20 protein-coding genes are annotated in these 25,446 nt (G+C 44.9%); 15 read left to right on the top strand and 5 right to left on the bottom strand.

What is annotated here, in order from left to right; translation table 11 throughout:
* The first annotated feature begins 8 nt into the window (after nt 1-8).
* Together tsaD and ACX5KA_RS09850 are read left to right on the top strand one after the other, a co-directional pair.
* A complete protein-coding gene (gene tsaD, locus ACX5KA_RS09855) occupies nt 9-1,034 on the top strand; it encodes a tRNA (adenosine(37)-N6)-threonylcarbamoyltransferase complex transferase subunit TsaD (RefSeq protein ID WP_458731013.1) in 1,026 nt (341 codons plus the stop codon).
* A 192-nt stretch (nt 1,035-1,226) separates the two neighbouring features.
* Nucleotides 1,227-2,543, top strand: coding sequence for an alkaline phosphatase family protein (locus ACX5KA_RS09850; RefSeq protein ID WP_458731012.1), 1,317 nt, complete (start codon nt 1,227-1,229; stop codon nt 2,541-2,543).
* On the opposite strand, the gene plsY is transcribed toward ACX5KA_RS09850, so the two are convergent.
* A complete protein-coding gene (plsY, locus tag ACX5KA_RS09845) occupies nt 2,533-3,135 on the bottom strand; it encodes a glycerol-3-phosphate 1-O-acyltransferase PlsY (RefSeq protein WP_039219837.1) in 603 nt (200 codons plus the stop codon). The two genes, ACX5KA_RS09850 and plsY, sit on opposite strands and share 11 nt — an antisense overlap.
* Nucleotides 3,136-3,420: 285 nt before the next feature.
* On the opposite strand from plsY, the gene folB reads away from it, so the two are divergent.
* The 4 genes from folB (at nt 3,421) to ACX5KA_RS09825 (ending at nt 5,625) form a co-directional block, all read left to right on the top strand.
* Complete coding sequence (gene folB, locus ACX5KA_RS09840) at nt 3,421-3,774, top strand: dihydroneopterin aldolase (RefSeq protein WP_039219834.1); 354 nt, start codon at nt 3,421-3,423, stop codon at nt 3,772-3,774.
* Entirely contained in the window at nt 3,774-4,268 is a 495-nt protein-coding gene (gene folK / locus ACX5KA_RS09835) for a 2-amino-4-hydroxy-6-hydroxymethyldihydropteridine diphosphokinase (RefSeq protein WP_049587047.1), read from the top strand. The genes folB and folK overlap by 1 nt, the downstream gene beginning before the upstream one ends.
* Before the next feature lie 8 nt (nt 4,269-4,276).
* Nucleotides 4,277-5,077 carry an undecaprenyl-diphosphate phosphatase gene (locus ACX5KA_RS09830; protein WP_049587049.1) on the top strand — a complete coding sequence of 267 codons (801 nt, stop codon included), beginning with the start codon at nt 4,277-4,279 and terminating at the stop codon, nt 5,075-5,077.
* A 176-nt stretch (nt 5,078-5,253) separates the two neighbouring features.
* Nucleotides 5,254-5,625, top strand: coding sequence for a histidine triad nucleotide-binding protein (locus ACX5KA_RS09825; RefSeq protein ID WP_014948274.1), 372 nt, complete (start codon nt 5,254-5,256; stop codon nt 5,623-5,625).
* A gap of 83 nt (nt 5,626-5,708) precedes the next feature.
* Here ACX5KA_RS09825 and ACX5KA_RS09820 read toward each other — a convergent pair whose 3' ends face one another.
* Nucleotides 5,709-7,403 carry a dipeptidyl-peptidase 3 family protein gene (locus tag ACX5KA_RS09820; protein ID WP_458731011.1) on the bottom strand — a complete coding sequence of 565 codons (1,695 nt, stop codon included), beginning with the start codon at nt 7,401-7,403 and terminating at the stop codon, nt 5,709-5,711.
* A gap of 444 nt (nt 7,404-7,847) precedes the next feature.
* On the opposite strand from ACX5KA_RS09820, the gene ACX5KA_RS09815 reads away from it, so the two are divergent.
* Complete coding sequence (locus tag ACX5KA_RS09815; RefSeq protein WP_039219824.1) at nt 7,848-8,684, top strand: HDOD domain-containing protein; 837 nt, start codon at nt 7,848-7,850, stop codon at nt 8,682-8,684.
* 126 nt (nt 8,685-8,810) lie between these two features.
* Here ACX5KA_RS09815 and ACX5KA_RS09810 read toward each other — a convergent pair whose 3' ends face one another.
* Nucleotides 8,811-10,001 carry a benzoate/H(+) symporter BenE family transporter gene (locus ACX5KA_RS09810; RefSeq protein ID WP_458731010.1) on the bottom strand — a complete coding sequence of 397 codons (1,191 nt, stop codon included), beginning with the start codon at nt 9,999-10,001 and terminating at the stop codon, nt 8,811-8,813.
* Nucleotides 10,002-10,187: 186 nt separating this feature from the next.
* Between ACX5KA_RS09810 and ACX5KA_RS09805 the strand changes: the two genes are divergently transcribed.
* Nucleotides 10,188-10,751: a helix-turn-helix domain-containing protein gene (locus ACX5KA_RS09805; protein ID WP_458731009.1), complete on the top strand. Its 564-nt coding sequence runs from the start codon at nt 10,188-10,190 to the stop codon at nt 10,749-10,751.
* Nucleotides 10,752-10,968: 217 nt separating this feature from the next.
* Here the strand turns inward: ACX5KA_RS09805 and rdgC are convergent, their stop codons facing one another.
* Nucleotides 10,969-11,880: a recombination-associated protein RdgC gene (rdgC, locus tag ACX5KA_RS09800; RefSeq protein WP_014948279.1), complete on the bottom strand. Its 912-nt coding sequence runs from the start codon at nt 11,878-11,880 to the stop codon at nt 10,969-10,971.
* Between the two features lie 128 nt (nt 11,881-12,008).
* Nucleotides 12,009-13,742, bottom strand: coding sequence for a sensor histidine kinase (locus ACX5KA_RS09795; protein WP_458731008.1), 1,734 nt, complete (start codon nt 13,740-13,742; stop codon nt 12,009-12,011).
* A 265-nt stretch (nt 13,743-14,007) separates the two neighbouring features.
* Between ACX5KA_RS09795 and phoB the strand changes: the two genes are divergently transcribed.
* The 7 genes from phoB to ACX5KA_RS09760 all read left to right on the top strand — a co-directional run bounded on the left by phoB (nt 14,008) and on the right by ACX5KA_RS09760 (nt 25,444).
* Nucleotides 14,008-14,697, top strand: coding sequence for a phosphate regulon transcriptional regulator PhoB (gene phoB, locus ACX5KA_RS09790; RefSeq protein WP_014948281.1), 690 nt, complete (start codon nt 14,008-14,010; stop codon nt 14,695-14,697).
* 100 nt (nt 14,698-14,797) lie between these two features.
* Entirely contained in the window at nt 14,798-16,099 is a 1,302-nt protein-coding gene (gene phoR, locus ACX5KA_RS09785) for a phosphate regulon sensor histidine kinase PhoR (RefSeq protein WP_039219814.1), read from the top strand.
* A 16-nt stretch (nt 16,100-16,115) separates the two neighbouring features.
* A complete protein-coding gene (locus ACX5KA_RS09780; RefSeq protein WP_458731007.1) occupies nt 16,116-17,147 on the top strand; it encodes a PstS family phosphate ABC transporter substrate-binding protein in 1,032 nt (343 codons plus the stop codon).
* Between the two features lie 425 nt (nt 17,148-17,572).
* Nucleotides 17,573-20,365, top strand: a complete 2,793-nt coding sequence (locus tag ACX5KA_RS09775; protein ID WP_458731006.1) for a hypothetical protein — start codon at nt 17,573-17,575, stop codon at nt 20,363-20,365.
* Between the two features lie 117 nt (nt 20,366-20,482).
* Entirely contained in the window at nt 20,483-23,131 is a 2,649-nt protein-coding gene (locus ACX5KA_RS09770) for a TonB-dependent receptor domain-containing protein (RefSeq protein ID WP_458731005.1), read from the top strand.
* A gap of 176 nt (nt 23,132-23,307) precedes the next feature.
* Nucleotides 23,308-24,066, top strand: a complete 759-nt coding sequence (locus tag ACX5KA_RS09765) for a DUF3450 domain-containing protein (protein WP_071817093.1) — start codon at nt 23,308-23,310, stop codon at nt 24,064-24,066.
* 13 nt (nt 24,067-24,079) lie between these two features.
* A complete protein-coding gene (locus ACX5KA_RS09760; RefSeq protein ID WP_458731004.1) occupies nt 24,080-25,444 on the top strand; it encodes a MotA/TolQ/ExbB proton channel family protein in 1,365 nt (454 codons plus the stop codon).
* The last annotated feature ends 2 nt before the right edge of the window (nt 25,445-25,446 follow it).

The raw sequence follows: 25,446 nt of genomic DNA, 5'->3' as shown, positions 1-25,446 counted from the left end.
TACTCCCCATGCGTATTTTAGGAATAGAAACATCTTGTGACGAAACTGGCATCGCCGTTTACGACGATGAAAAAGGGTTGCTGTCGCACGAACTATATAGCCAAGTAAAGCTGCACGCAGACTACGGTGGTGTTGTGCCTGAACTTGCGTCACGGGATCACGTAAGAAAGATCATTCCTTTAATTGAAAAGGCTATGGAAGACGCTAACACCCAACCATCAGAGATAGACGGCGTTGCTTTTACCCAAGGCCCCGGTTTAGTGGGCGCATTGTTAGTGGGTTCGTCTGTCGGGCGTTCATTGGCCTACGCGTGGAATGTGCCAGCAGTGGGCGTTCATCATATGGAAGGGCATTTATTAGCGCCTATGCTTGAAGACGACGCGCCGGAATTTCCCTTCGTTGCGCTATTAGTGTCAGGTGGCCACTCAATGCTAGTTAAAGTCGAAGGCATTGGTCAATATGAAGTACTTGGTGAGTCTATTGATGATGCCGCTGGTGAAGCCTTTGATAAAACCGCCAAGTTACTTGGCCTTGATTACCCTGGCGGCCCTCTTTTAGCAAAACTGGCTGAAAAGGGAGAAGCGGGACACTACAAGTTTCCTCGCCCGATGACCGATAGACCAGGACTAGATTTCAGTTTCAGTGGTTTAAAGACCTTTGCGGCGAACACCATTCGCGATGCTGACCTAACGGGTGATGATGCTGAGCAAATTAGAGCGAATATTGCCTACGCGTTTCAAGAAGCAGTAGTTGATACGCTTATTATAAAATGTAAACGGGCATTAAAGCAGACCGGCATGAAGCGTTTGGTGATTGCTGGCGGCGTAAGTGCAAATACAATGCTGCGCAGTGAGATGAAAGCCCTAATGCAAGAGCTAAAAGGAGAGGTGTTTTATCCTAGCTTAGCGTATTGTACAGACAATGGTGCCATGATTGCCTATGCGGGCATGCAGCGTTTGAAAGCTGGGGAAACCTTGGCCTTGTCTTCTCAAGCCAAGCCGCGCTGGCCCCTTGATACTTTATCGGCGATTTAGGTATTCATAAAAAGCCGGTAATTAGGCGCCACACTTCGCTGTAAACGCTACTATGCCTTCCCTAAGTTCACTGGGGAAATATTGAGCATAGCAAGCAGGTAAAACAAAAAAGCATATATAAAAGGCAATGGGAGCGCATTCCGTTGCCTTTTGTTTTACTAAAATGAACCTTGAGTAAGGACGTTAAACACCATGCGCTTAGCAACAGACGGAACAAAACAAAATGCACCGCTATTCTATTTAGCATTGTCGTTATTTATTTCGCTTACCTTTGCAGCGCTCACTGCGTCCAATGCATTTGCATCAAGCAAAGCACCCTTGAATGACTTTGTAAAAGGCCTGAAGCAAGAGCAGCAAGATCAGTATGTCGTGCTCATTTCTCTTGATGGATTTCGCCACGACTATATCGAATTACACAACGCGCAACACCTTGGTGCTATTGCAAAGAAAGGGGTAAGAGCGTCGTCTATGACCCCTGTTTATCCTTCAAATACTTTTCCCAACCATATTTCACTTATCACTGGGTTATTACCGAAACACCACGGCATCGTGAACAATCGATTTTTTGATAAGTCTCGCCCAACGAAAGAAGGCTACGCGCAGTACAAGCTGGGTTACGGCGGCATGGACAGCACGTGGATTACGGCAACGCCGCTATGGAACTTAGTGGAATATCATGGCATGAAGGCAGCTACCTTCTTCTGGCCAGAGTCTGATTCACGCATATCAGGTACCTTGCCTAGCTACTTCTATCACTACTCTAAATACGCCGATTACCAACAGCGAGTAGATCAGATCATAACTTGGTTGAAACTGCCTGAGGTGTCGCGCCCTCGCTTTATTGCGGGTTATTTCTCGCTTACCGATTCGGTAGGACACGACGAAGGACCTTTTGCCGACAAAACCAATGATGCGGTGCAGGAAGTGGATGCACTTATTGGTCAACTTTATGAACGCATTAACGCATTAGATTTGCCGGTAAACTTGGTGGTGGTGTCGGACCACGGCATGACACCCATTGATGAAAGTCAGCTTATAGAAGTTGAGTCTTTATCTATACCTGATAGCTTCATTATTGAAAATGAGGGAGCGCAAGTTCATCTTTACGCCAAAGTGGGCGTGAACGATAAACAAATCACCGAAGAAACAGAACGTCTTACCCATATAGCCGAAAACCGTTACATTGTGCTTAACGATACCCAGCGCGCTGAGCGACATATGGAATTGGGAAATAGAACCGGCGATATTATTATTGAGATAGCCCCGCCAGCACGCTTTAAAAACGCCAACAGCATGCATATTAGTAAAGGTGGGCATGGCTACATGAACACGCTGCCTGATATGGGGGCGACGTTTGTAGCAGTGGGACCTGCGTTTAAAACGAATACCACCCTACCTGTGTTTAGCAACCTGGAGATTTATCCTGCGTTGGCCAAAATACTTGGCATTGCGCCGGTTACGCCGATAGATGGTAAGTTAGATGTGCTGGAAAAGGCGCTTACTCTTTAACTTTTCCCTTATCCCATACTTTACTTTCATTGCCCGCTAAAAGACGGGCAATGTTGTCTTTGTGGCGTAGAATGATAAGCAGCGAAAGCATTGCCACGGGCACGGTATATAAAGGCTTAATCAAAAATGTAAATAACGGCGCAAGAGATACTGCGATAAGCGCGCCTAATGAAGAATAGCCCGTAAGAAACACCACTACTACCCAACTCAAAATAAGCAAACCTGCTAAATCGAGGCCTATAGGGAGCATAGCGCCAAACGCAGTGGCGACGGCTTTTCCACCTTTGAAACCAAAATAGAGCGGAAAAATATGCCCCAAGCACGCGAAAATAGCAATGACGCCTAACATGATTGGCTCTATGCCCAGAAAGTAACTGCCGTAAACGGGAATAGTGCCTTTTAGTATATCCATAACAAGTACCAGTAGCGCAGGAATACGGCCACCCAAGCGATATACGTTAGTGGCACCTGGGTTTTTAGAGCCGGCGGTTCTCGGGTCCGGTAAACCAAATAATTGGCTTATAACCACTGCACTTGATAGTGAACCGAAGAGGTAGGCAACAGCAGCCATTAAAAGCGTTAGCGAAATCATTTTTTCATTCTAATTATCAAAAGCGTTTTAGAAGCACGACCTTTCAGGTTTCACTTCTTTTGTAGGAGGTTAAAGGCTTTTGTCCCATTAAATTACAAAACCTTGGTTGCCCCCAGTTGTCATACAGCGGTATAGTTGTGCCACACAAGCGTAAAGCTACTCCATCCAAACGCGATATACCACCGTTTACCAGCAATATGTGGTTGAAAGCGCAGTAGTAAGACCAGTATTGGAGCCGGAAAGTAGGGCAATAAACTGGTTTGATAACAGACAAGATGAAATTCCATGGGAAAAATTTATATAACAGGGCTTGAAGTAGATACCCTGATTGGTGTTTATGATTGGGAGCGAGTAAGAACCACCCAGCTACTTCTTGATATAACACTTGATGTTGACTTAAGCGCAGCGATGCAAAGTGATGATGTTGCTGATACGGTAGACTATGCCAAAGTAGCCGAGTGCATCGTAAAAGTAGGTAAAGAAAGTACGTTCGAATTACTTGAGGCTTTCGGAAGCAAGGTTATGGAGACGGTACTTGCAAACTTCTCCGTTGCATCGATAACCCTAAAAATAGTTAAACCTAATATTCTTCCCAATGCGCAAACCGTTGCCGTTGAAATGCGTAAAGAGCGCAATTAATGTCACAACACACCATCTTAATCAGCATTGGCTCTAATATTGAGCGCGAGCATTACACAAGGCAATCTTTGGTTGCCCTAAAACAACACTTCTCAGATGTTGCAGTGTCTTCGGTCTACGAAAGCGAAGCGGTGGGCTTTAACGGCAGCCCTTTTTATAATGCTGCTGCCCGTGCGACGACGTCAAAAAGTATAGAAGAGGTGTGCGCAATTCTTAAAGCCATTGAAAAAGACAATGGCAGGGTGCATACAGACAAAAAATTCTGTGCCAGAACCCTTGATCTCGACTTGCTTACCTATGATAGTAAGGTAACTACAACCCCTGTGGTTTTACCTCGCGAAGAGATTTGCTACAACGCGTTTGTGCTGTGGCCGTTAGCTGAACTTGTTCCCAACGACATTCACCCTGAAACGCAAGAAACCTATGCCAAAATGTGGCAAAACTTTGATAAACAGAAACAGCAATTATGGCCAATTGACTTTACTTGGAGTTAAGCAAAGGAATGACACTTTTCGAAATTATTATTCTAGCAATTATTCAGGGCGTTACTGAGTTTCTTCCCATTAGTAGCTCTGGGCATTTATTGTTGCCCGCTGAACTTTTTGGGTGGGTAAGTCAGGGCTTAGCGTTTGACGTTGCTGTACATGTGGGAAGCCTTCTAGCGGTAATGATTTATTTTCGCCAAGAAATAGGGCAGATGACCGTGGCATGGGTAACACAAGGGTTTAGCAAGCAACAATCTACCGACAGCAAACTTGCTTGGTACGTAATTGTGGCGACTATTCCAGCGGTTATTATTGGCTTTTTAATGAAAGGCTGGATAGAAGAAAACGCACGTACGGCGCTGGTAATAGCGGGTACCACTATTATTTTTGGTTTGCTGCTATGGTACGCCGATGCCACTGCAAAACGCGAACAAGAGCTAGAAGGACTGACACTTAAGCAAGCCATCTATATCGGGTTAGCCCAAGTATTGGCACTCATTCCTGGCACATCTCGCTCAGGTATTACGATGACCGCAGGTTTGATGTTAGGCCTTAAGCGCGAAGCGTGTGCACGCTTTTCCTTTTTGCTGTCTATCCCAGTTATTTTAGGCGCGGGGCTTTTAGCCACTCTCGACCTGCTTAATGCCAACGAAGCGGTAGACTGGTATGCGTTGCTTTATGGCGCGGCGTTTTCATTCGTAAGCGCCTACCTTTGTATCTATTTGTTCCTAAGCTGGATATCGCGTATCGGCATGCTGCCTTTTGTTATCTATCGCTTGGCGTTGGGCGTAATACTACTGTGGTTTGTTTTCGCTTAAGTAAAGAAAAAGGGCGCTATTCTTCGTATGAGGGGTTTTCGTATGAGGGGGTTATTCGCATGAGAATGTGCCCCAGCGCCGCACAATAGCACTTAATTTTTAATTATGTTCGCAGGCAAATGTTTTAACACCGCTAACATAATTGGTAATCACCTAATTGGTAAGGGAAGTGAGATATGGCAGAAACAATATTTGATAAAATCATCAGCAAGGAAATTCCAGCGGACATATTGTACGAAGATGAATTGGCGCTGGCGTTTAAAGATATAAACCCTCAGGCACCGACTCACTTTCTGGTTATTCCGAAAAAGCAAATTGCAACGGTAAACGATATAGCCGAAGAAGATCGCGAAGTGGTGGGGCACTTGTCATTTGTTGCAGCAAAAATTGCAAAGGAGCAAGGGTTTGCTGACCAAGGCTTTCGTACGGTAATGAACTGTAATGAATACGGTGGTCAAACGGTGTATCACATTCATCTGCATGTATTAGCGGGTAAACCGTTAGGCTGGCCTCCATATACCGAAAACATGAAGCAGCATGTAGAGTAGCGTGTGTAATTAGCGATACAAAAATGCCGCCCTTGATAGTTATCTCAGGGCGGCATTTTTTATTTGATAAGTCCAGTGCTTACTTAGTCAGCAAGTCCTAGCACTTTCTTACCTTGGTTGAAGTGAATATCAACTGGAATGCTCGCTGCCTCTAGGCGCGCTAAATCTGAAGCAAGATCGGGTTTAATTACACCCATAGTTTCTACTAGCTTCGCTACGCCATCGTAATCGCCATCACCTTGTAACGTAAGGATTAGTTCAGATAGTGCTTCTACTGCGGCGCCCATCTTCTCCATATTTACGCGATACATGCCGTCTTCTGTTTTCTCGAAGGCGCCTTGCTGGGCAAAGAAGTTAAAGCGGATCATGTTCGCTTTTCCGTGTGCAGAGCTTGCGCCGAAGCGCACAGAACGGAAAATGCCAGCCATAAAGGTAACGTAATAATCTTCTAGTGTACCTTCAGTGATTTCACCTTTTTCAAGAAGACTTTGTACCATGTACAAACCTAGAATATCCGCTTTGCCTTCTTCAAGCGCTGACGCATGCTCTTTAAGTGCTCCTCGCACAGTCCCTGAACCATCTAGGGTATTTTTAATCCCTAAACCGTGTGCTACTTCATGAAACATGGTGTTCGCGAAAAAGGCGTCGAACGTAATGTATTCACGTTGCTCTGGTACAATTAACGTATCCGCAATAGGCACCAAAATAGTATCGAACTTAGCGCGCATCGCGTTTTTAAGCTGAAGGCGGCGGGTGCCTTTTTCTAGCTGTACTCGCTCGTCATTGGGCAAGTTAATTGCAATGGTCTTACTGCCTGCATTAGAGTGGCCGGCATAATAAATAACATCATAAGCGTTAAGGTCTGCATCAGAACCTGGCATTTCCGCTTTATATGCCTCAGCAACCGGAAGGCCTTGCTGTAATTCAGGTAAGAAGGCCGCGTATTTAGCTAGCTTTTCACTCCATGCTAAGTCTTTAATGAGTACATAGGCTTCAAACGCTGCGCGATAGCCAAAGAGTTGATCTTCGTAGCTTTCAATAGGACCGATAACTAGCTCAACAGGGTTGGTTTTCATATCCATCCACGCCATGTCAGAAGCCAGGTAGTCGTTTGATAGTAGGGCTTCAGAACGCAGCTGCAAATATTGTTTAAAGCTTTCATCTTCAGCAAGCTCTGACGCTTTTTTAAGTAAGTCAGACGCCTTCATTAATTCGCTTTTAAAGGCTTCAGAATAAGGCACCGAATAAAGGTTGCCCGCTTCATCGCGCTTCACCATGGAATAAATGCCTTGTTTGTCGTCAAAATCTGCCGTGGCAAATTCCTCTTTTTCCATATCATGGGGGTAGAACTCAGCGCCCAGCGCTTTGTCTTCATAGCCACTTAAAAAAGGTGTATCGCCATTTAAGCGATCCCAAGGTCCATAGTTTATCGCTGCAAAGTGGCGAACTTTTTCGTCACTAATTGACGAAAGAAATGCATCTTTATCTTCAAAGAACGCTTGCTTCCAGAATAAGTCGTCCATGATTTTCGATGCATCAATTAACAGTGAAAGCATTTTGTGTTGATTGTCACTAAGGTGTGACAAATCGCTGGTAAGATCTACGCCGTGATAAATAGACAAGCGAGACTCATCAACAAGTAAGGTTTGCTCTGTAGTGGTGTCAGGCTTTGCCGTTTGAGTTTGTGTTATGTCGGCGCTTTTGCTGCACGCTGTCAGCATGAATAACCCTGCTACAGCCGCAGCGATAGGAGAGTATGTTGAAATCGTTTTTTTCATAATAAAGTTTACCGTGTCGTTACACTGTCATTAAACAGTAGTTGGTGCGGTGATAAAGTAGTTCACTATAGCTATGCTTTTGATTTTATACAAAAGTATGAAAATTATTTGCTCAATATCAATAGTGGTTTGCTACTAGTTGTCTATACTTTAAATGAGCTCTGGTGCTTCTGCGGTTATTAATTATTCGTACTGAAGCAGCCTTTTTTAGTTGGTCGAAACCAAAGAGCTACTATAGTATGGTGATAGAAATACCATAATAAAACAATAAACGGTTTGTATTTTAGCGTGAAACATAGAGGCCTATGTGAATGAACGCAGGGAATGCAACGCATGAACATTCAATTTGTTTAGTGCGTCAGAATTAATGATGCCTAGATGAACAACGGGTAACGCAAACTATCGCCTTATCAAGGCTATTTGGAACTTTCTAAGGGTAGAAATATGTCTACACAGAACGCGCTTTCAACCATCTTGGTTGAAAAAATAAATAATGACACACTGGTCCTTCCTACACTTCCTGCTATTGCATTGAAAGTCCGTAAAGCGGCAGACGATCCCGATATTAACCTGAACGCAATGGGTGATGTTATCGGTCAAGATCCATCACTCAGCGCAAGAATGATCAAAATTGCGAACAGCGCTTACATGGGCCGCAGTGTAAAAGTGACTTCTATCAGCCAAGCGGTAACACGAATTGGTTTGCGCCAAATTAAGAATATCTCTACAGCGTTAGCAATGGAGCAGCTATTCGTTTCTAAAAACGATGTAGTTGCACGCTATTTACAGCAAGAGTGGGCAAACACTGTAAATATTGTTGCTAACTCTATGGCAGTACTTCAGCTATATATCGCTCGTACGAAAAAGCGTGAAATGAGCATGGATACCATGACGCTAGCGGCACTGGTTCACAACATTGGCGTTTTACCTATTTTGACTGAAGCTGAACGTCATCCTGAAATCTTTGCTAACCCTTCATTCCTTGAAGTTGCTATAGATAAATTAGCTGGCCGCATTGGTGCAAGCATAATGAGAGAATGGGGCTTCGGCGATAGCTTTGTCAACGTGGCTAAAAACTGGAAAGATTTAAGCTACTTGCCTGATGAACTAGGTTATATTGATTTTGTACGTGTGGGCGCGGCAGTTTCAGGTGCTGCAGGCAGTCAAAAAGACGCTATGTTAAACTTAGCGATGCAGCGCGGTGTGGTTGAAGATATGGGCGAACTTCACTCTGATGAGTTTGAAGAGCTTGCAAGCGCAGCGAAGCAGATCTTCTTGTAAGTGTTTTAAGCTAAAAAATACTGCAAAGGCCGGTACTGAAGCATAACTTCAGTACCGGCCTTTTCGTTATGAAAAGCTGAAAAATGGAAAGCTGACAATGAAACGGCACAAAGCAAACAAATGCTGCTACGCGCTAACAGGCTTCTTTTGAACGTAAAGCAGCAATAAACCTAACCCTAATCCCCACACCGCTGAAGTCATGGAATATAAACTAAATCCAGACGCCGTACACAGCATGGTAAGCAGAGCAGCAGCCCTGTGATGCTCTACTTCCATAGCGCGAACCACTGCTCCTTGCAGCGTAGCTAATAGGGCTAGTCCAGCAAGCAGATGAATAATGATACTGGGCATACTCACAAATAGCGCAACGACCACAGACGCTAATAACCCCATGAACAAATACGCCACCCCCGCTGCTATAGCGGCTTTATAGCGTTGCGACTTTTCATCATCCGCTTGCTCGCCCATGCATAGCGCTGCTGTTATTGCCGCTAAGTTAAAGGTAAAACCACCGAAAGGTGCTAATAAGGCTTGAACAATGGCAATGCCTGACAAAATGGGTTTGTGGTCGGGCGTATAGCCATGGGCGTGATGAATAGCTATACCTGGCAAGTTTTGAGAAAGCGTGGTGATAAGAAAAAGGGGAAATGCTAATCCAATGGCAGCACTCAGTGAGAAAATGGGCGTTACCCAAATAGGCTCGGGCAGGGTGAATATTGATGGCAGCCCTGGTGAGTCGCTTGATAGAGCAACCACACCATCTGCACTACTCATAAACAAGCTAATGGTCACCGACATGATCAGCAACAACAGCATAAGATAGCGGGGAAATAGTCGGCTTCCTACTAAATAAGCCGCGATAAATAACGCAACTAAGTAGGGTGCGTCATTAACATCACTGAATATCGCAAGGCATATAGGTAAGAGAATGCCGGCCAAAAGCGCCGATGAGATTGCAGGGGGAATCCGACTTATTTGTTTGAGCAGGCTACGGCTTTGCGCAGTTACAAGAGAAAGCAAGGCACATAGTATAAATGCACCAATGGCTTCACTTAAACGGTAGTCACCGATACTGGTTAACAAAAAGGCCGCGCCAGGGGTAGACCAAGCGGTAACAACGGGCAGTTTGGATAGCCACGAAAACAGAATGCAGGTAATGCCCATACCGAGCCCAAGCGCCAACAACCAACTCACTACCATGTCGTCACTGGCGCCGGCTTTACGCGCTACATCAATGATAATGACAACAGAACTACTGTAACCTACTGTAACCGCGGTTAGCCCTGCGCTGATATGACTTAACTTCCATTTACTCATGAAAACCCTCGTGATGGAATTTCGATTTGGAATCGGCTGAGCGATGAAACACGCTTTTAGTGTCTATCGAATGTGCTACTCTACCTTTCTGTGCGCTATAACGTACAATAGATAACTTAACATCTGTGCGTTATAGCGCACAACTGCTTTATTAAACTCAGCGTCAAAATAAAAGGCCTTCATTACATGACAAAAGCAAATGCGCAGCCTTCTGCTATTTCAAGAAGTATTGCACACCACCTGCAGTCTGTTCGTAAAGCGCGGGGGCTTTCCCTTGATAAAACCGCGCAGTTGACGGGCGTGTCTAAAGCCATGTTGGGGCAAATAGAACGAGGCGAGTCTAGCCCCACAATCGCTACCTTGTGGAAGATAGCAACCGGTCTTGCGTGTTCTTTTTCTTCTTTCTTGTCAGGTGATGAAACCGCACCTACGTCCCAACATGCCGACAACAAGTTCGCTAACGACCCAAACGTAACCATAAAAACGCTATTTCCGTTTAACTCAGCCACCCAGTTTGAAATGTTTGAACTATGCTTAACGGACTTTCATGAGCAGCACTCTTCGGCGCATCAAATAGGCGTCACCGAACATATTCACGTACTAAAAGGAAAATTAGGGGTTTTACAAGATGGTCAATGGCAAACCTATCAAGCGCAAGAGCAATGTATATTACGCGCAGACCAGCCCCACGGTTATCGAGATGAAGTGGGAGAAACGCGCTTTATTGTGGTTATTCACTATCCCACTTAAAGCGATTGGGCAACTTTCTTGCAAAAGTTAGGAAAAGGGCTAGGAAAAAGGCTCAGAAAAAAGCTTGGAAGTACTTGTGCTACATGGCAGTTGCCAGTTCAAACAAGCAAGTTAATTAACAGGACCTAATAAAAAGCCTAACTACCCCAAGGTAATTAGGCTTTTCGATAGCGCTAGGCTATCTTTCTCATCGGCTTAATATTTATTTGCCGATAGTTTATAAACTATCGTCGTTAAGATTAAGCGCTCCGCGAAGGAAGTTAAGCAGTGTACAAATTTCGGCTGACATAAGCGCGAACTCTGCATCAAGGCGCGCTTCAACCTGATCTTTTGGCACATCGTCAGTTTCTTCTTTAATGCGGTCGGTGAACTTAACACGTTTAATGGCGCCATCCTCACACATTATAGCCGTCAACGTTTCTGCATATTCGAATGCAACCTTTTGAACCAGCTTACCGGCATCCAAATGAATACTAATTTCTTCGCTATCAAGCGGCTGGTTTTTACAACGAATAACGCTACCAGTGTCATCGGTAGATTTTAGTTCAGCTTCTTCAAGTAGACCTACACCTTCTGGTGTTGACTCAGTAACCCAGTGCGTAAGCTCACTTTGAAGGCTTCTGCGCGTAAATGGCACTACTGGAAGTGAGCCTATGGCTTTTCTTACCATGGCCAAAAAGGCTTCGGCTTTGCCATCAGATGATGCGTCAACCACAACTAAGTTGTCAGCAAGAGAAATAAAGCCGTGAGTGTAGGTGTTTTTCGTAAATGCCTGGGGCAGCAAGCGGGTTTGAATTTCTTGTTTAAGATCTGCTTTGGCTTTTTTACCAACTGGCGAACCGGTTTCCATTTCAATTTTGGCCACCATTTCGTCAAGCTCGGCATTTACCACTGCACCGGGCAAAATCTTTTCTTGTTTTTTTAGGGTTATCCAAAAACGCTGTTGAACAACATGGAACATTGTGCCTTGCTTACCCGCCTGAGAAAACGGAGAGGCGAACCCCATGGTTGCTAAATCCTGGCTGCCGCATGGGCGAAAAGCGTGTTCGTTAAGCGCACGTTCTAAATCACCCTCGTCTAGCGATAACGGCTGAGTTATTTGATAGGCTTTTACATTTTTAAACCACATAGTGTAAGCATTCTCTTGATAAAAATAGGGCGCAAGCGTACCAACGGAATACTTGCGATGCAATTGAATAACTGGCTCTAAAAAGTGCGCCTACCGCACGCTTTACAGATTGAAAATAAATAGGAGAGCTAAGCGTGCGTTTTCTTAGGAAACCGGATAGTGTAATGCAAGCCGTTGCCGGGGTTGCTGTCAGCTTCGATATGGCCTTGAAGTGACTGGGTAACCAGGTTATACATAATATGTGTGCCCAGACCACTGCCACCTTCCGCACGTTTGGTGGTAAAGAACGCATCAAACAATTTTCCTAGCTCTTCTTCACCTAAGCCCCTACCGTCGTCGCTGTATTGAACCACAACGTTTTCGCCAGCTTCTTTCACATCCAATGTTATAGTTCCGGCTGTCTTATCTTCAAATCCATGTGTGATTGAGTTAACAACCATATTGGTGACAATTTGCGCGATGGCGCCGGGTGCACAGGTTACAACTAAATTGTCGGGGCAGGATACGTTAATTTGATGTTCAGTATGCTTGAAGCTTGGTTTTAACGACTGAATGATCTCGTTAATGTAATCACCTAAAACAAACTCGCGTTCGGTTTCACTAGTTTGGTCAACGGCCACTTGTTTAAAGCTAGCAATAAGGTCGGATGCCCGCTCTAAATTACTCAAAAGTAAGAGTGCAGTTTGCTCAGCCTCGTCAATAAAGCTTGCCATATTCTTACTGGTCAGGCTTTTATCTTGAAAGTCGGTCTTTAAGTTGTTCAGTCGCTCTTGAAGAAAACTGGCTGCGGTAACGCTCACCCCTAGGGGCGTGTTAACGTCATGCGCTATACCCGCAACAAGGCCGCCTAGTGAGGCCATGCGCTCTGATTCAACCAATTGTTCTTGTGCTTGATGAAGCGTATCCATTGAACTGGCGAGTTCTTGGTTGCGTTTGCGAAGTTCAGCTTCTATGTACTGGCGGTTTTCGTTTTCCTGGCGAAGCTCTCGTTGATGGGCAATAAGTTCGTCTTTTTGCTGCTCTAAGTCGAGCATGATTTGAGACAAAGATGCGGTCTTCTTTGCCACTTCTTGTTCTAATATAAGGTTTTGGTCGTCTAGCTTCTTGTTGGCGAGGGTAAGTTCATTCTGCGCGTCTTTCAGCTTATTGTTTGAAATAATAAGGTCGTCAATAACGTGGTTGTAAGATTCCTTAAGCTGTAATAGCTCGTTGTCATCATCGAGTTTTATGCTGAGTTTACTCTCCTCTGGATGTTGCGGATCGAAGTTACCCATTTGCTCAGTAATGGTTTGCAGCGGTTCAGAAAGCATGGTGCGAAATGCGGTCATGAATAAGAAGACAAGAAAAGTGGTTTTTACCAATGCGTTACCGATGAGAAAAAACACGCCCACTTCAATACGACTAAAAATAGTGTCGAAGCTCGAATACAAGGTGACATCGCCAACGGTAGATTCGCGCCCAGAGAATTTAAACACCAATGGAAAGCTATAGCTAAAAACGCCGCCGGCGTGATCTTCTATGAGTTCTTGATCAACAGGTGCGGGTGAGCGTTGCGCACGAATGCCATACTCTGCAATGTAGTTGCCATTCTCACCGCGTACTTGAAGTCCTTCAACAATAGGCAGTGACATTAATCCTTCAGCAATAGCGCGGACCTGATCATTATTTAACTCCCACAAGGCGCGAGTCAGGCTTGAAGAAAAGGTGTTTTTCAGGGTTTGCAGCTCGCCTTCAACGTGATTTTTTGTGCTGAGATATTCAGTAAAGATTTGTCCTATTGTCACAAGCAGTGTGAGGGCAAAGTATACAGACAGTACCCTTGCTAAAAGCTTCCTCGATAACCCCGTCTTGACCGCAGCCATAGAAAAACATACCCCTGTTACTTCAGACTTTTGATGATACCCACACCATGGCGAGATAGTCGTTATAAATTACATACACGTTGAAATTTAAGACAAACCAAGAATATGCGCAATCGTATGAATAAACAAGATTCTATGCTCAAACTTTGTGCGTCGCGTGTTTTATAAACGTATTAAACTTGACACATTAATGTAATCGTTTTAATAAAACTGTCACAGACCACATTAATAATAACGGCGTTTAAAAATGAGCAGGAATATTACGATGTCTCGTACAGTGTTGGTGGTTGAGGACGAAGCGCCTATCCGTGAAATGCTTAAGTTTGTGCTTGAGCAGTCTGGTTTTAACATAATTGAAGCCGAAGATTTCGACATCGCGCAAGAAAAAATTTGCGAACCTTACCCAGATTTAATCTTATTAGATTGGATGTTGCCGGGAGGAAGCGGTGTACAGCTAGCTAAAAGTTTAAAGCAGCACGAGTTTACTCGTGACATTCCCGTTATCATGCTTACGGCCCGTGGCGAAGAAGAAGACAAAATTCGTGGGTTAGATGCTGGTGCTGATGACTACGTGACTAAACCATTCTCGCCGAAAGAGCTTGTGGCAAGAATAAAAGCAGTGATGCGAAGAGTAACGCCTACATCAAGCGAGGAGCCCATTGAATTTAATGGCCTAAAACTTGAGCCGGTATCACATCGCGTAATGGCGAATGAAGAGCCGTTAGACATGGGGCCAACTGAATTTAAGTTGTTGCACTTCTTTATGACGCACCCAGAACGTGTTTATAGCCGAGAGTTACTGCTAGATAATGTTTGGGGAACCAATGTGTATGTAGAAGACAGAACGGTAGATGTACATATTCGACGTCTACGCAAAGCTATCTCTCGCCACGGACATGATGCTATGATCCAGACAGTACGCGGCGCGGGTTACCGTTTTTCTACTAAGCTGTAATAAATGTAGTGTTTAGGGAGTAACATGGTGTTATTCCCTTGATGCCGCAGCGCCATCTGGGCATGCGCCCAATTCCACCTTTAACAACGCGAGCTATTTCATGTATTACCCGTTCTCCTGGTTGAGAAGTACATTGCGCTTAGTGCTATTCCTTGTGGTTTTTGCGCTGGTAGGGTGGTATTTGGATGATATGCTGTTTGCCGTTGCTATTGGCGCAACGCTGCTACTGCTATTTAACTACTGGCATCTTTACAAGCTAAATCGCTGGTTATGGCATAGTCGTAAAATGTCTCCACCAACCGTGCGTGGCGTGTGGGAACATATTTATGAAGGGATTTATTACCTTCAGCGTCGTAACCGCAATAAGCGTAAAGAACTTGGTGAATTGGTAAAGCGCTTTAGAGAGGGGTCTGAAGCCTTGCCTGATGCGGCGGTAGTGGTTGATGCTAAGGCCTGCATTATTTGGTGTAACCGCCTTGCTCGCTTGGATTTAGGGCTTAAATGGCCGCAAGACTCAGGGCGTCGAATCGACAACTTGTTGCGCCATCCGGAGTTTATTCAGTACTTTCATGCAGGGAATTATAAATACCCCATTGAAGTACCGTCGCCTACTAACCCCAACAAAACCTTTGAATACCGGATTATGCCTTATGGCGATGAGCATCTATTGCTGATTGCCCGTGACATAACGCGGGTGTCCCAGCTTGAAGAAATGCGTAAGGACTTTGTGGCAAATGTGTCTCATGAATTGCGTACGCCGCTAACGGTCATTAACGGATACCTTGAAATTCTTCCTATTGATGAAGACTCCGATCCATTCATGCAAAAAGCGATGAAAGAAATGACATCGCAAACCCACCGTATGCAAAACTTGATAGAAGATTTGCTGGTGTTGTCGCGCATTGAAGCAAGTTCGGAGCGCATCTACGAAAATGTTGTGAATATTCCTGTGGTCCTTGCGCAAGTGGAAAGAGAAGCGCAGGCGCTTAACAAAGAGAAAAACCACACAATAAACTTCCACATCGATAAAGAACTCTATGTTTTTGGCGTGGAAACTGAGCTTCGAAGCGCGTGTTCAAACCTGGTTTTCAATGCGGTTCACTACACCCCAGCAGGTGGTGAAATTAATGTGTATTGGCAACGTAAACCAAATGGCGCGCAATTTTCTGTGGTAGATAACGGTGATGGTATTGAGCCAAATCACCTTAACCGCCTTACCGAACGCTTTTATCGCGTGGATAAAGCACGTTCACGTAAGACAGGCGGTTCAGGCTTAGGTCTTTCCATTGTAAAACATGTACTAAGTCATCATAATTCCCGTTTAGATATAACCAGTACATTGGGTGAGGGCAGCAATTTCTCGTTTGTGCTGGATAACGAGTTGATTGCAGAGCAACTGTAACCCTAAGAGGCGAGAAGTGTTGGTGAGCAAAAAGCATGACAAGATGAAAGGGCAACGCTACCGCCTTTCAACGTTACTTTTAGTAATAGGCTTATTGTTACCATTTGGAGCCCTGGCTGATTTTCAAAATACTCAAAGCTCGTCATCTGCTTCTGGTAGCTATCAAGTACCTGCCTATGAACGTAAGCCTGGGGTGGCAGGAAAAATATCCTCTGTTGGCTCAGACACGCTGGCAAACTTAATGACCTTTTGGTCACAGGAATTCAAAACCCTTTATCCTCAGGTCGGCTTTCAAATACAGGCGTCAGGTTCATCTACCGCTCCGCCGGCACTTATTGAAGGTACTGCCACCATAGGCCCTATGAGCCGAGAACTAAAACCCAGTGAAATACGGGATTTTACGCGAACCCACGGTTACCCGCCTACGGTATTAAAAGTGGCAATGGATGCCATCGCCATTTTTGTGGATAGACGCAATCCGCTGCCGGGTATGACCCTTGAGCAAGTTGACGCGGTGTTTTCTGAAACCCAGTTTTGTGGCAGCAATACAGCCATTACCAATTGGTCTCAGCTCGGCGTTGACGATATAGGCTATCGTTCTCCTATCAGGCTGTACGGTCGAAATTCAGTATCGGGTACTTACGGCTTGTTTAAAGTGATGGCGCTGTGCGATGGTGACTTTAAGAATACGGTAAACGAACAACCTGGCTCTGCATCTGTAGTATTGTCCGTGGCCAGCGGTACAGGCGCGATTGGCTATGCCGCTTACGGCTATAAAACCGCAGGAGTTCGCGCTCTGCCTTTAGGTGAGTCGCTAGATAGCTTAATCCCTCTTTCTATTGATACGGTGCGCAACGAAACGTATCCGTTTGCCCGTTTTCTTTATTTAGTGATAAATAAAAAGCCTGGTGAGCCTTTACCTACTCTGGAAAGAGAGTTTTTGCGCTATATCTTGTCACAGGAAGGGCAGGAGCAGGTGTTAAGAGACGGATATTTCCCCATTCGTGAAGATGTATTGGTACGCCAACGCCGATTGCTTGATGAATAATAAATGCCCTTTCAAAACAACGCAAACCAATCTAATGCCGCTACATGAATCAACGAGTTTTTGGCTAAAGTCTCTTTAAAAGTCCGTTTTTCTTTACCCATAATGTCATAATTACGTCATAAATCAGAAAGGTGCATTACCAATCGGCAAAATAATTACGATTGAATGAGAGATGGTGTCGGTAATAAATAAAGTTCACGTCCGGCCAAAAAATTCAAACGTTTACCAATTAAGCTTTGAAAACTATACGAAAAACAAATTTCCAGTTGCCAGAGAGAGTCTTGCAAGCGTATTTTCTAGCCCAAAATTGAACTTTTTCTGTGAAACTTTTGTTACAGCGCCTTTATGTAACAAATGTGTCATCTACCTTAGGTAAAGTTTCGGCGTTTTCTAAATCCATAATTATACCGTACTTGGAGAAACACATGGAACTTAAGCAACTTTTCAAAGCTTCAGCTATTGCTACTGCTCTTGTGCTAGCAGGCTGTGGCGGCGACATCAATATCAGCGAAGGCGATATTGATAACAGCGTTACTAATACAACAAACAATAATGGTAGTGACACTGATGGCGGCAACACTGGCGGCGACACAGGTTCAACTGACACAGCGCCAGGTGAAGTAAGCTCTTTCCTAAGTGGTGAAGTTTCTGATGCGTTCGGCCAAACGGTTGAAGTACGCGTTCTTTCTGGTCGCTTAACAGCTGACGATGCTGACGACCAAGGCGTTATCACGCTAACGAACGACAAAGTATGGGCGCTTGAAGGTCCAGTGTTTATCGGTAACGACAAAGCTGACAGCGTGACACTTGCAATCGAAGAAGGCACAGTGATCTTTGGTCGTACTGGCGCTGACTATCTTGTAGTAAGCCGTGATTCACAAATTGAAGCTGAAGGTACAGCATCAGCGCCTATCATCATGACATCTTTTAACGACGTTGTAGGCGACGAAGTTGGTGCTGGTCAATGGGGTGGTGTGGTTATCCTAGGTAACGGTACATCAACTAAGTGTCCACAAGACGGTTCTGATTGTGCGCTTCAGGTTGAAGGTGCAGAAGAGGGTGCAGTATTTGGTGGTACAGACGATACAGACAGCTCTGGTATCCTTAAATACGTAGTTGTTAAATACGCTGGTTTTGAAATTGCGCCAGACAACGAACTTAACGGTATTACATTTGGTGGTGTTGGTTCAGGTACAGAAGTTGACTATGTACAAGTACACAGCAACGCTGATGACGGCGTAGAATTCTTCGGTGGCGCGGTAAACGCGAAACACCTAGTTTTAACGGCTAACCAAGATGACTCAGTAGACTGGGACAACGGTTACAAAGGTAAGCTTCAGTATGTATATGTTCAGCACGCTGCTGACAACTCTGACGCGAACCGCGGTATTGAAGGTGATGGCGACGGTGGTGACGGCCTAGATTTCTCTAAGCCAATGATCGCTAACATGACAGTTATTGGTAACACTTTCGACACAGCTGACGCTGACTCTGAAGGTCTACTACTTCGCGACCAAACTGGCGCAAACCTAATGAACTTCCTTATCACTGGTCCAGAAGCAATGGGCGAGTGTTTAGAAATGGACACTGACGAAACGGTTCAAGCTAACCTTTCTGATGGTGACCTAACCATGACTTACTCAGCTATCGCTTGTTCTGAGCCGTTCAACACACCAGAAGGTGCAGTTGACCTAGAAGCGTGGTTTACAGGTCAAGAAGGCAACCAGCTAATCGCCTTTGAAGACCGCGCAAATCTTGGTCTTAACCCAGACGGTACACTAACAGCTCAAAGCGACCTTCTTACAGCTGGTGGCGACGCGTCTACATTGCTTGATACTTTCTTCGAAGCAAACACCTTCGTTGGTGCTATTGGCGAAGATGACTGGCGTCAAGGCTGGGCATTCGGTTTCGGTGGCGGTAACATCGAATTAGTGGAAACTGCTTCTGGCTGTCCATCAGGTACAACTTCAATCACGCCAGTAGACGGTTCAACCACTACGTGTGAAGTATCAGGTACTATCACATCTGACCTTACGCTTACAGAAGGTAACTTCTACGCACTTTCTGGTGCAGTATTCGTAGGTGGCGACAAAGAAAACAGCGCAACGCTTACTGTTGAGCCAGGCGTAACTGTTTATGGCGCATCTGGTAACGACTACCTAGTAATCAGCCGTGACTCAGAAATTAATGCAAACGGTACTGCTGAAGACCCAATCACATTCACTTCACGTGACCACGTTGTTGGCGGTCTTGAAGCGGGTGAAGCTGGTCAATGGGGCGGCATGATTGTTCTAGGTAACGGCGAATCTACTAAGTGCCCTCAAGACGGTACTGACTGTTCACTTCAAGTTGAAGGTGCACAAGAAGGTGCAGTGTTCGGTGGTACAGATAACACTGATAGCTCTGGTACGCTTCGCTACGTTCGCGTAATGCACGGTGGTTTCGAAATCGCACCAGATAACGAACTAAACGGTATCACATTTGGCGGTGTAGGTTCTGGTACTACTGTTGAGTACGTACAAGTACACAAAAACGCAGATGATGGTGTTGAGTTCTTTGGTGGTGCAGTAAACGTTAAGTATCTTACGCTAACAGGCATTCAAGATGACTCTGTAGACTGGGATAACGGTTACAAAGGTAAACTACAATTTGTTCTTGTTAAGCACGCAGAAGATAACTCTGATGCTAACCGCGCAATTGAAGGTGACGGCGACGGCGGCGACGGTACAGCGTTCTCTAACCCAATGGTTGCTAACATGACTATCATTGGTAACGAGTTCGATACTGCTGACTCTGATTCTGAAGGCGTTCTTCTTCGCGACCAGACAAACGCACAGCTTTATAACTTCGTAGTTACTGGCCCAGCGGGTATGGGTGAGTGTTTTGAAGCTGACCTAAGCGATGGCGACACTACGCTACTTGCTAACATGGACGGCACTAACGACCCACAACTTACTTTTGAAACTTCTGTACTAGCATGTGCGGAAAACATCAAAGATTCTGGTGACTTTAGCCAAGAAGACTGGTTCACCGCACAAACAGGTAACAGCCTACTTGATAATACTGCGACAGTACTTAACGGTATCTACACAGTAGACGCAACTGCTGCGACTGACGTATCGACGCTAGACAGCTTCTTCTCTTCAGTAGACTTTATCGGCGCAGTTAAAGACGCTGATAACGACTGGACTGCGGGATGGACTGTTGGTCTTGAATAAGACCCAGTTCGCATAGCTAAAAACAAGCAAGTGCGTTGCAAAAGTGGCGCACTTGCTTTTAAGTTTGTAAGACACGAATTATTTTCGTGAATGTATTCCTTTCTAAAGAGGTTCATCATGAACAGACCTGCTAACAGGTTTCTTCTAAAGCCCATTAGCTTAGCCGTTGCAGCAAGTATTTTGCTTCCAGCGTCTATGGCTTTCGCTCAATCAAACGAAGACGAAGTGATTGAGGAAGTTGTCGCTACCGGTACACGCCTAAAGGGCACGGCGACGGCAGTAATGGAAGAACGTAAAAATCAAGCTTTCGTAGCTGACATCATGGGTGCTGAGCAGATAGCTCGTACTGGTGACAGTGATGCTGCGGGTGCACTTCGTCGTGTAACTGGTCTTACACTTGTAGATGGTCGTTTCATCTATGTTCGTGGTCTTGGTGAGCGTTACTCATCAACACAATTAAACGGCGCAATCGTGCCAAGCCCAGATCCAACGCGTAACGTAATACCTCTCGACTTGTTCCCGTCGAGCATTATAGAAAGCCTTGCGGTTCAAAAATCGTATTCGCCTTCCATGCCTGCGGCATTCGGTGGCGGTAACGTAAATATCCGATTGAAATCTATACCTACACAGCGTGTTTTCAACGTATCGGCTGCGGTTGGTATCGATACGGAAAACTCTGGTGATGTGTTAGATTATGCTGGTGGTGGACGCGATTGGACAGGTGAAGACGACGGTACTCGTGGCGTTTCAGCAGCTATTCAAGAACGTTGGGATTCAAAAAATTTCTTAGACGATCTTGAGCCAGAAGAAGCATTAGAACTATTCAAAGGTGTTAATAGAGAATACGGGCTAGAAAGAGAGTCTGCCGATCCTGACATGCGCGTTAATGTCACTTATGGTGACAGCTATGATTACGATGACGACTGGCGCTTTGGCTTTTTGGTAACTTCACGTTATTCAGCCCAAACCCGCTCTTCTGAAGAATACGAGCTACAAGACCCTGACTTAGTCGGCGATGACATTATCAATGTACGCTTCTTTGATGATATCCAAGGTACAGAGCAAACGGTGACTTGGTCTTCACTATTAACACTAGGTGTAGACTATAACCGTCAACATCGTATTGATTATAGCCTTATCGTGCTAAACGATACGCGCGACGAAATCCGCGAGATGTTCGGTAATACTGAAAACCTGAACCAAGCAGAAGGCTTGCGTATTAGAGATATTGATGTTCAGTACGAAGAACGCTCGCTATATACCAATCAACTTAAAGGCCAGCATACAATCCCAGAGCTAAACTTCATGGGTATTGACTGGACATACTCATTAGGCCGCTCGGTACGCTATGCGCCAGGTAACTTCAATGCACGCTTCGTTATGGAAGATGTGAATGAAGATGGTATTTTTGACGATGAAAACGAAATCTTCTTATCTGATGCACAAACTGCTGCTCGTTATACTTTCCAAAATCTTCACGACCGCTTGGAGAACTTTGGCTATAACGTGACTTACCCGATGACAATGGGTAAGTGGGAAACTGAGTACAAAGTGGGTGCAAGCTTTGTAACCAAAACTCGTACTGCAGAAAACCGCCGTTTCGATATCAATACGTTAGGTGTTGAAGACCGTTCAATATTAGATGGTAACGACTTTAGCGAAATCTTCAGCGACAGCGTTTTAGACACCCTGTCTTTGTCTAGCCGACCTATCATTCGTGATACGACTATTGCTGGTGATGACTATGTAGCGGGTCAAAAAATTGATGCGTACTATCTAGAAGCTGATTTCTTCTATGACAACAAGTGGCGTTTCACTGGTGGTGCCCGTTATGAAGACTTCCGTCAGGTAGTGGCGCCATTGGATCCGCGAACAAACCAATTTGACTTGAGTGATGAAGCAGATCGTTCACAGCTAGCGTTTCAAGAAGACGGGTTTTATCCAGCGCTTGCTGTAACTTACTTCTTAGAAGACGATATGCAGTTAAGAGCGAGCATCGGTCAAACAGTTGTGCGTCCTGATCTTCGTGAAGTGTCATCAGCAACTTACCTAGACCCATTAACTAACTTCCCGATTGCAGGTACACCTGGTGTAAGCACAACAGATATCATTAACTATGATTTACGTTGGGAATGGTACCGTGAAGCAGGCAACAACGTATCGGTAGGCTTATTCTACAAAGACATGGAAGCGCCAATTGAATCGGTACAGTCTCCAGCTCAGGATGGTCCACCGCTAATTCGTATTGCTAACGCAGAATCTGGTGAGGTTTATGGTGTCGAAGTTGAATTCCTACAAGATTTGGCCTTTATTGGTGACGGTATCTGGGACAACTTGTTTACTACAGGTAACATCACTGTCAGTGATTCTGAAATCGTATTAGATCGTCAGAATATTGTTGAGCAAACCGGTGTTTCTGCGGCGATTACTAATGTTGAGCGTCGTATGACGGGTCACTCTCAGTATGTACTTAACATGCAGTTGGGTTATGACTCAGATAACGGTGAACACTCTGCCTCACTCGTCTACAACGTATTTGGTGAGCGTATTCTAATTCCGGGTATCGACGGTTTCGACGATAACTTCGAACAACCATTCCATTCACTTGATATGGTGTACAACTATTACCCAGACTTTAATAGCACTGTCACATTACGCGTTCAAAATATTCTAGGTGAAGATCGTGAAATTGAATTCAATGATACGTTGCTTAGGTCGGAGACAAGGGGTACAGGTATTAGGTTGTCATATAAATATGACTTCTAAACCTTAACTTATTACAAAGGCCGCTAACCAGCGGCCTTTTTTATGTGCAATAGATGACACTTTTGGTCTATTTATGACAGTTCCGTAATAAAACTGTCACAGAAAACTCCTATCCTACGCGCAGAAATTTATAGTCGGATATAACCGATTTCTTTTAACTTTAAAGGTTTGAATGTATGAAGCTTATCAATGCCTTGCTTGTAGCAGGTGCGCTAGCAGCGACACCGGTACTGGCACAAGACGATGAAGTCTTAAAACCCGTTGTCGATGAGGCAGCGAAAATCAATGAGTCAGCGGCAAAATCGCAAGAAAAAATAAACGGTATTACCGATCAAATTGACAGCAAACTTCAACAGTTCAAAACATTGATGAAAGAAATCGAAGGCCTTGAGGTTTATAACACTCAGCTTCGTAAGCAAATCAATAACCAAGAACAAGAAATGGCAGATCTGAACTCAGCTATTGACGAAGTGTCTGTTGTTGAACGCCAAATCACGCCACTCATGATGCGTATGATTGACGGCCTAGAGCAGTTTGTTGCTTTGGACGTACCTTTCCTTCCAGAAGAGCGCGCCAACCGCGTCGCTGACCTTCGCGCAATGATGGACCGCGCTGACGTTGCTGCGTCTGAAAAATTCCGCCGCGTTATGGAAGCGTACCAAGTAGAGATGGATTACGGCCGCACTATGGAAGCGTATAGCGGTATTCATTCAATTAACGGTCAAGAGCGTGATGTAGAATTCCTACGCCTTGGTCGTACAGCGCTAATTTATCAAACACGTGATGCGAGCATGCAAGGTGTTTGGAACAAGCAAACCCGTCAGTGGGAAGAGCTTGATAGCAGCTACCGTACACAAATTACAAAAGGTCTGCGCATGGCGAAGAAGCAACTTGCACCAGACTTGCTAATGCTGCCAGTGGCAATTACAGACTAAGAGGTTGATGAGAATGTTTAACACAGTAAAACGTATCGCTGTTGGTCTAGCAGCCCTTAGCATCAGCGTTGGTGCTTTCGCACAAAGCGACCGTGCAATGGACTTAGACGCACTTCTTAAGCAATTAGAAGAAGGTCAGTTCGCACAGTCAGAGCAGAACAAACAGCGCGAGCGTGATTTCCAAGCGCAACGTGCAGAGCAAGATCGCATTCTTCGCGAAACCCGTGAAAAGCGTGACCAAATGCTTGCACAATCTGAGCAGCTTGAAACTCAGTTCGAAGAAAACGAATTCAAACTGGCTGACTTAAACGGTGCACTAGACACGCGTCTTGGTTCACTAAAAGAGCTATTCGGTGTACTTCAGCAAATCGCTGGTGACACCAAAAATAAATTCTATAACTCAGTTATTTCTGCGCAAATTCAAGGCCGTTCAGAGTTCCTTGACCAAATGGCACAAGATATGGGTTCAAGCTCAAAACTTGCTTCAATTGAAGAAATTGAGCGCGTGTGGTTTGAAATGCAGCGTGAAATGACTGAATCAGGCAAGGTGACTACCTTTACCACTGACGTTGTTGAAGCTGGCGGCGAGAAAGTTAATAAGTCGGTAGTACGCGTTGGTCCATTTGCGCTAGTTGCTGACGGCAAATACTTAGACTACAACGGCGTAACAGGCACAGTGTCTGAACTAGTACGTCAACCTGCTGACCGTTACAACGACTCTGCTGCAAAACTACAAGCATCAAATGGTGAGCTAGTTCAATTTGGTATCGACCCGACAGGTGGTTCAATCCTTGGTCTTCTAGTTCAAGCGCCAAATCTTAAAGAGCGCGTAGAGCAGGGCGGTGTTGTAGGTTATATCATTCTTATCGTTGGTGCGTTTGGTTTACTACTTGCTCTAGAGCGTCTTGTAACGCTGTCGCTTATTCGCATGAAAGTAAACAAGCAGCTTAAGAGCAAAGAAGTTAACACTAACAACCCGCTTGGCCGTGTACTTAAAGTACGTGACGAGCATCCAAACGCTGATGTTGAAGCGCTTGAGCTTCACCTTACAGAGGCGATTTTGGGTGAAGTACCAAAGTTAGGTCGTAACTTAACTATCATTAAGATTATCTCAGTAGTTGCGCCGCTAATGGGTCTACTAGGTACGGTAACGGGTATGATTAACACCTTCCAGGCAATTACCTTGTTTGGTACAGGTGACCCGAAACTAATGGCAGGCGGTATTTCAACTGCACTTGTAACAACAGTACTAGGTCTTGTTGTAGCGATCCCAATGACACTGCTTTATGCAATGCTTAACACACGTTCTAAGAACATTGTGTACATACTACAAGAACAGGCGTCTGGCGTAATTGCAGAGCGCGCTGAGCGAGGCTAATC

The organism is Alteromonas alvinellae (assembly GCF_902705805.1).
This window is presented reverse-complemented; position numbering and strand designations above follow the sequence as displayed.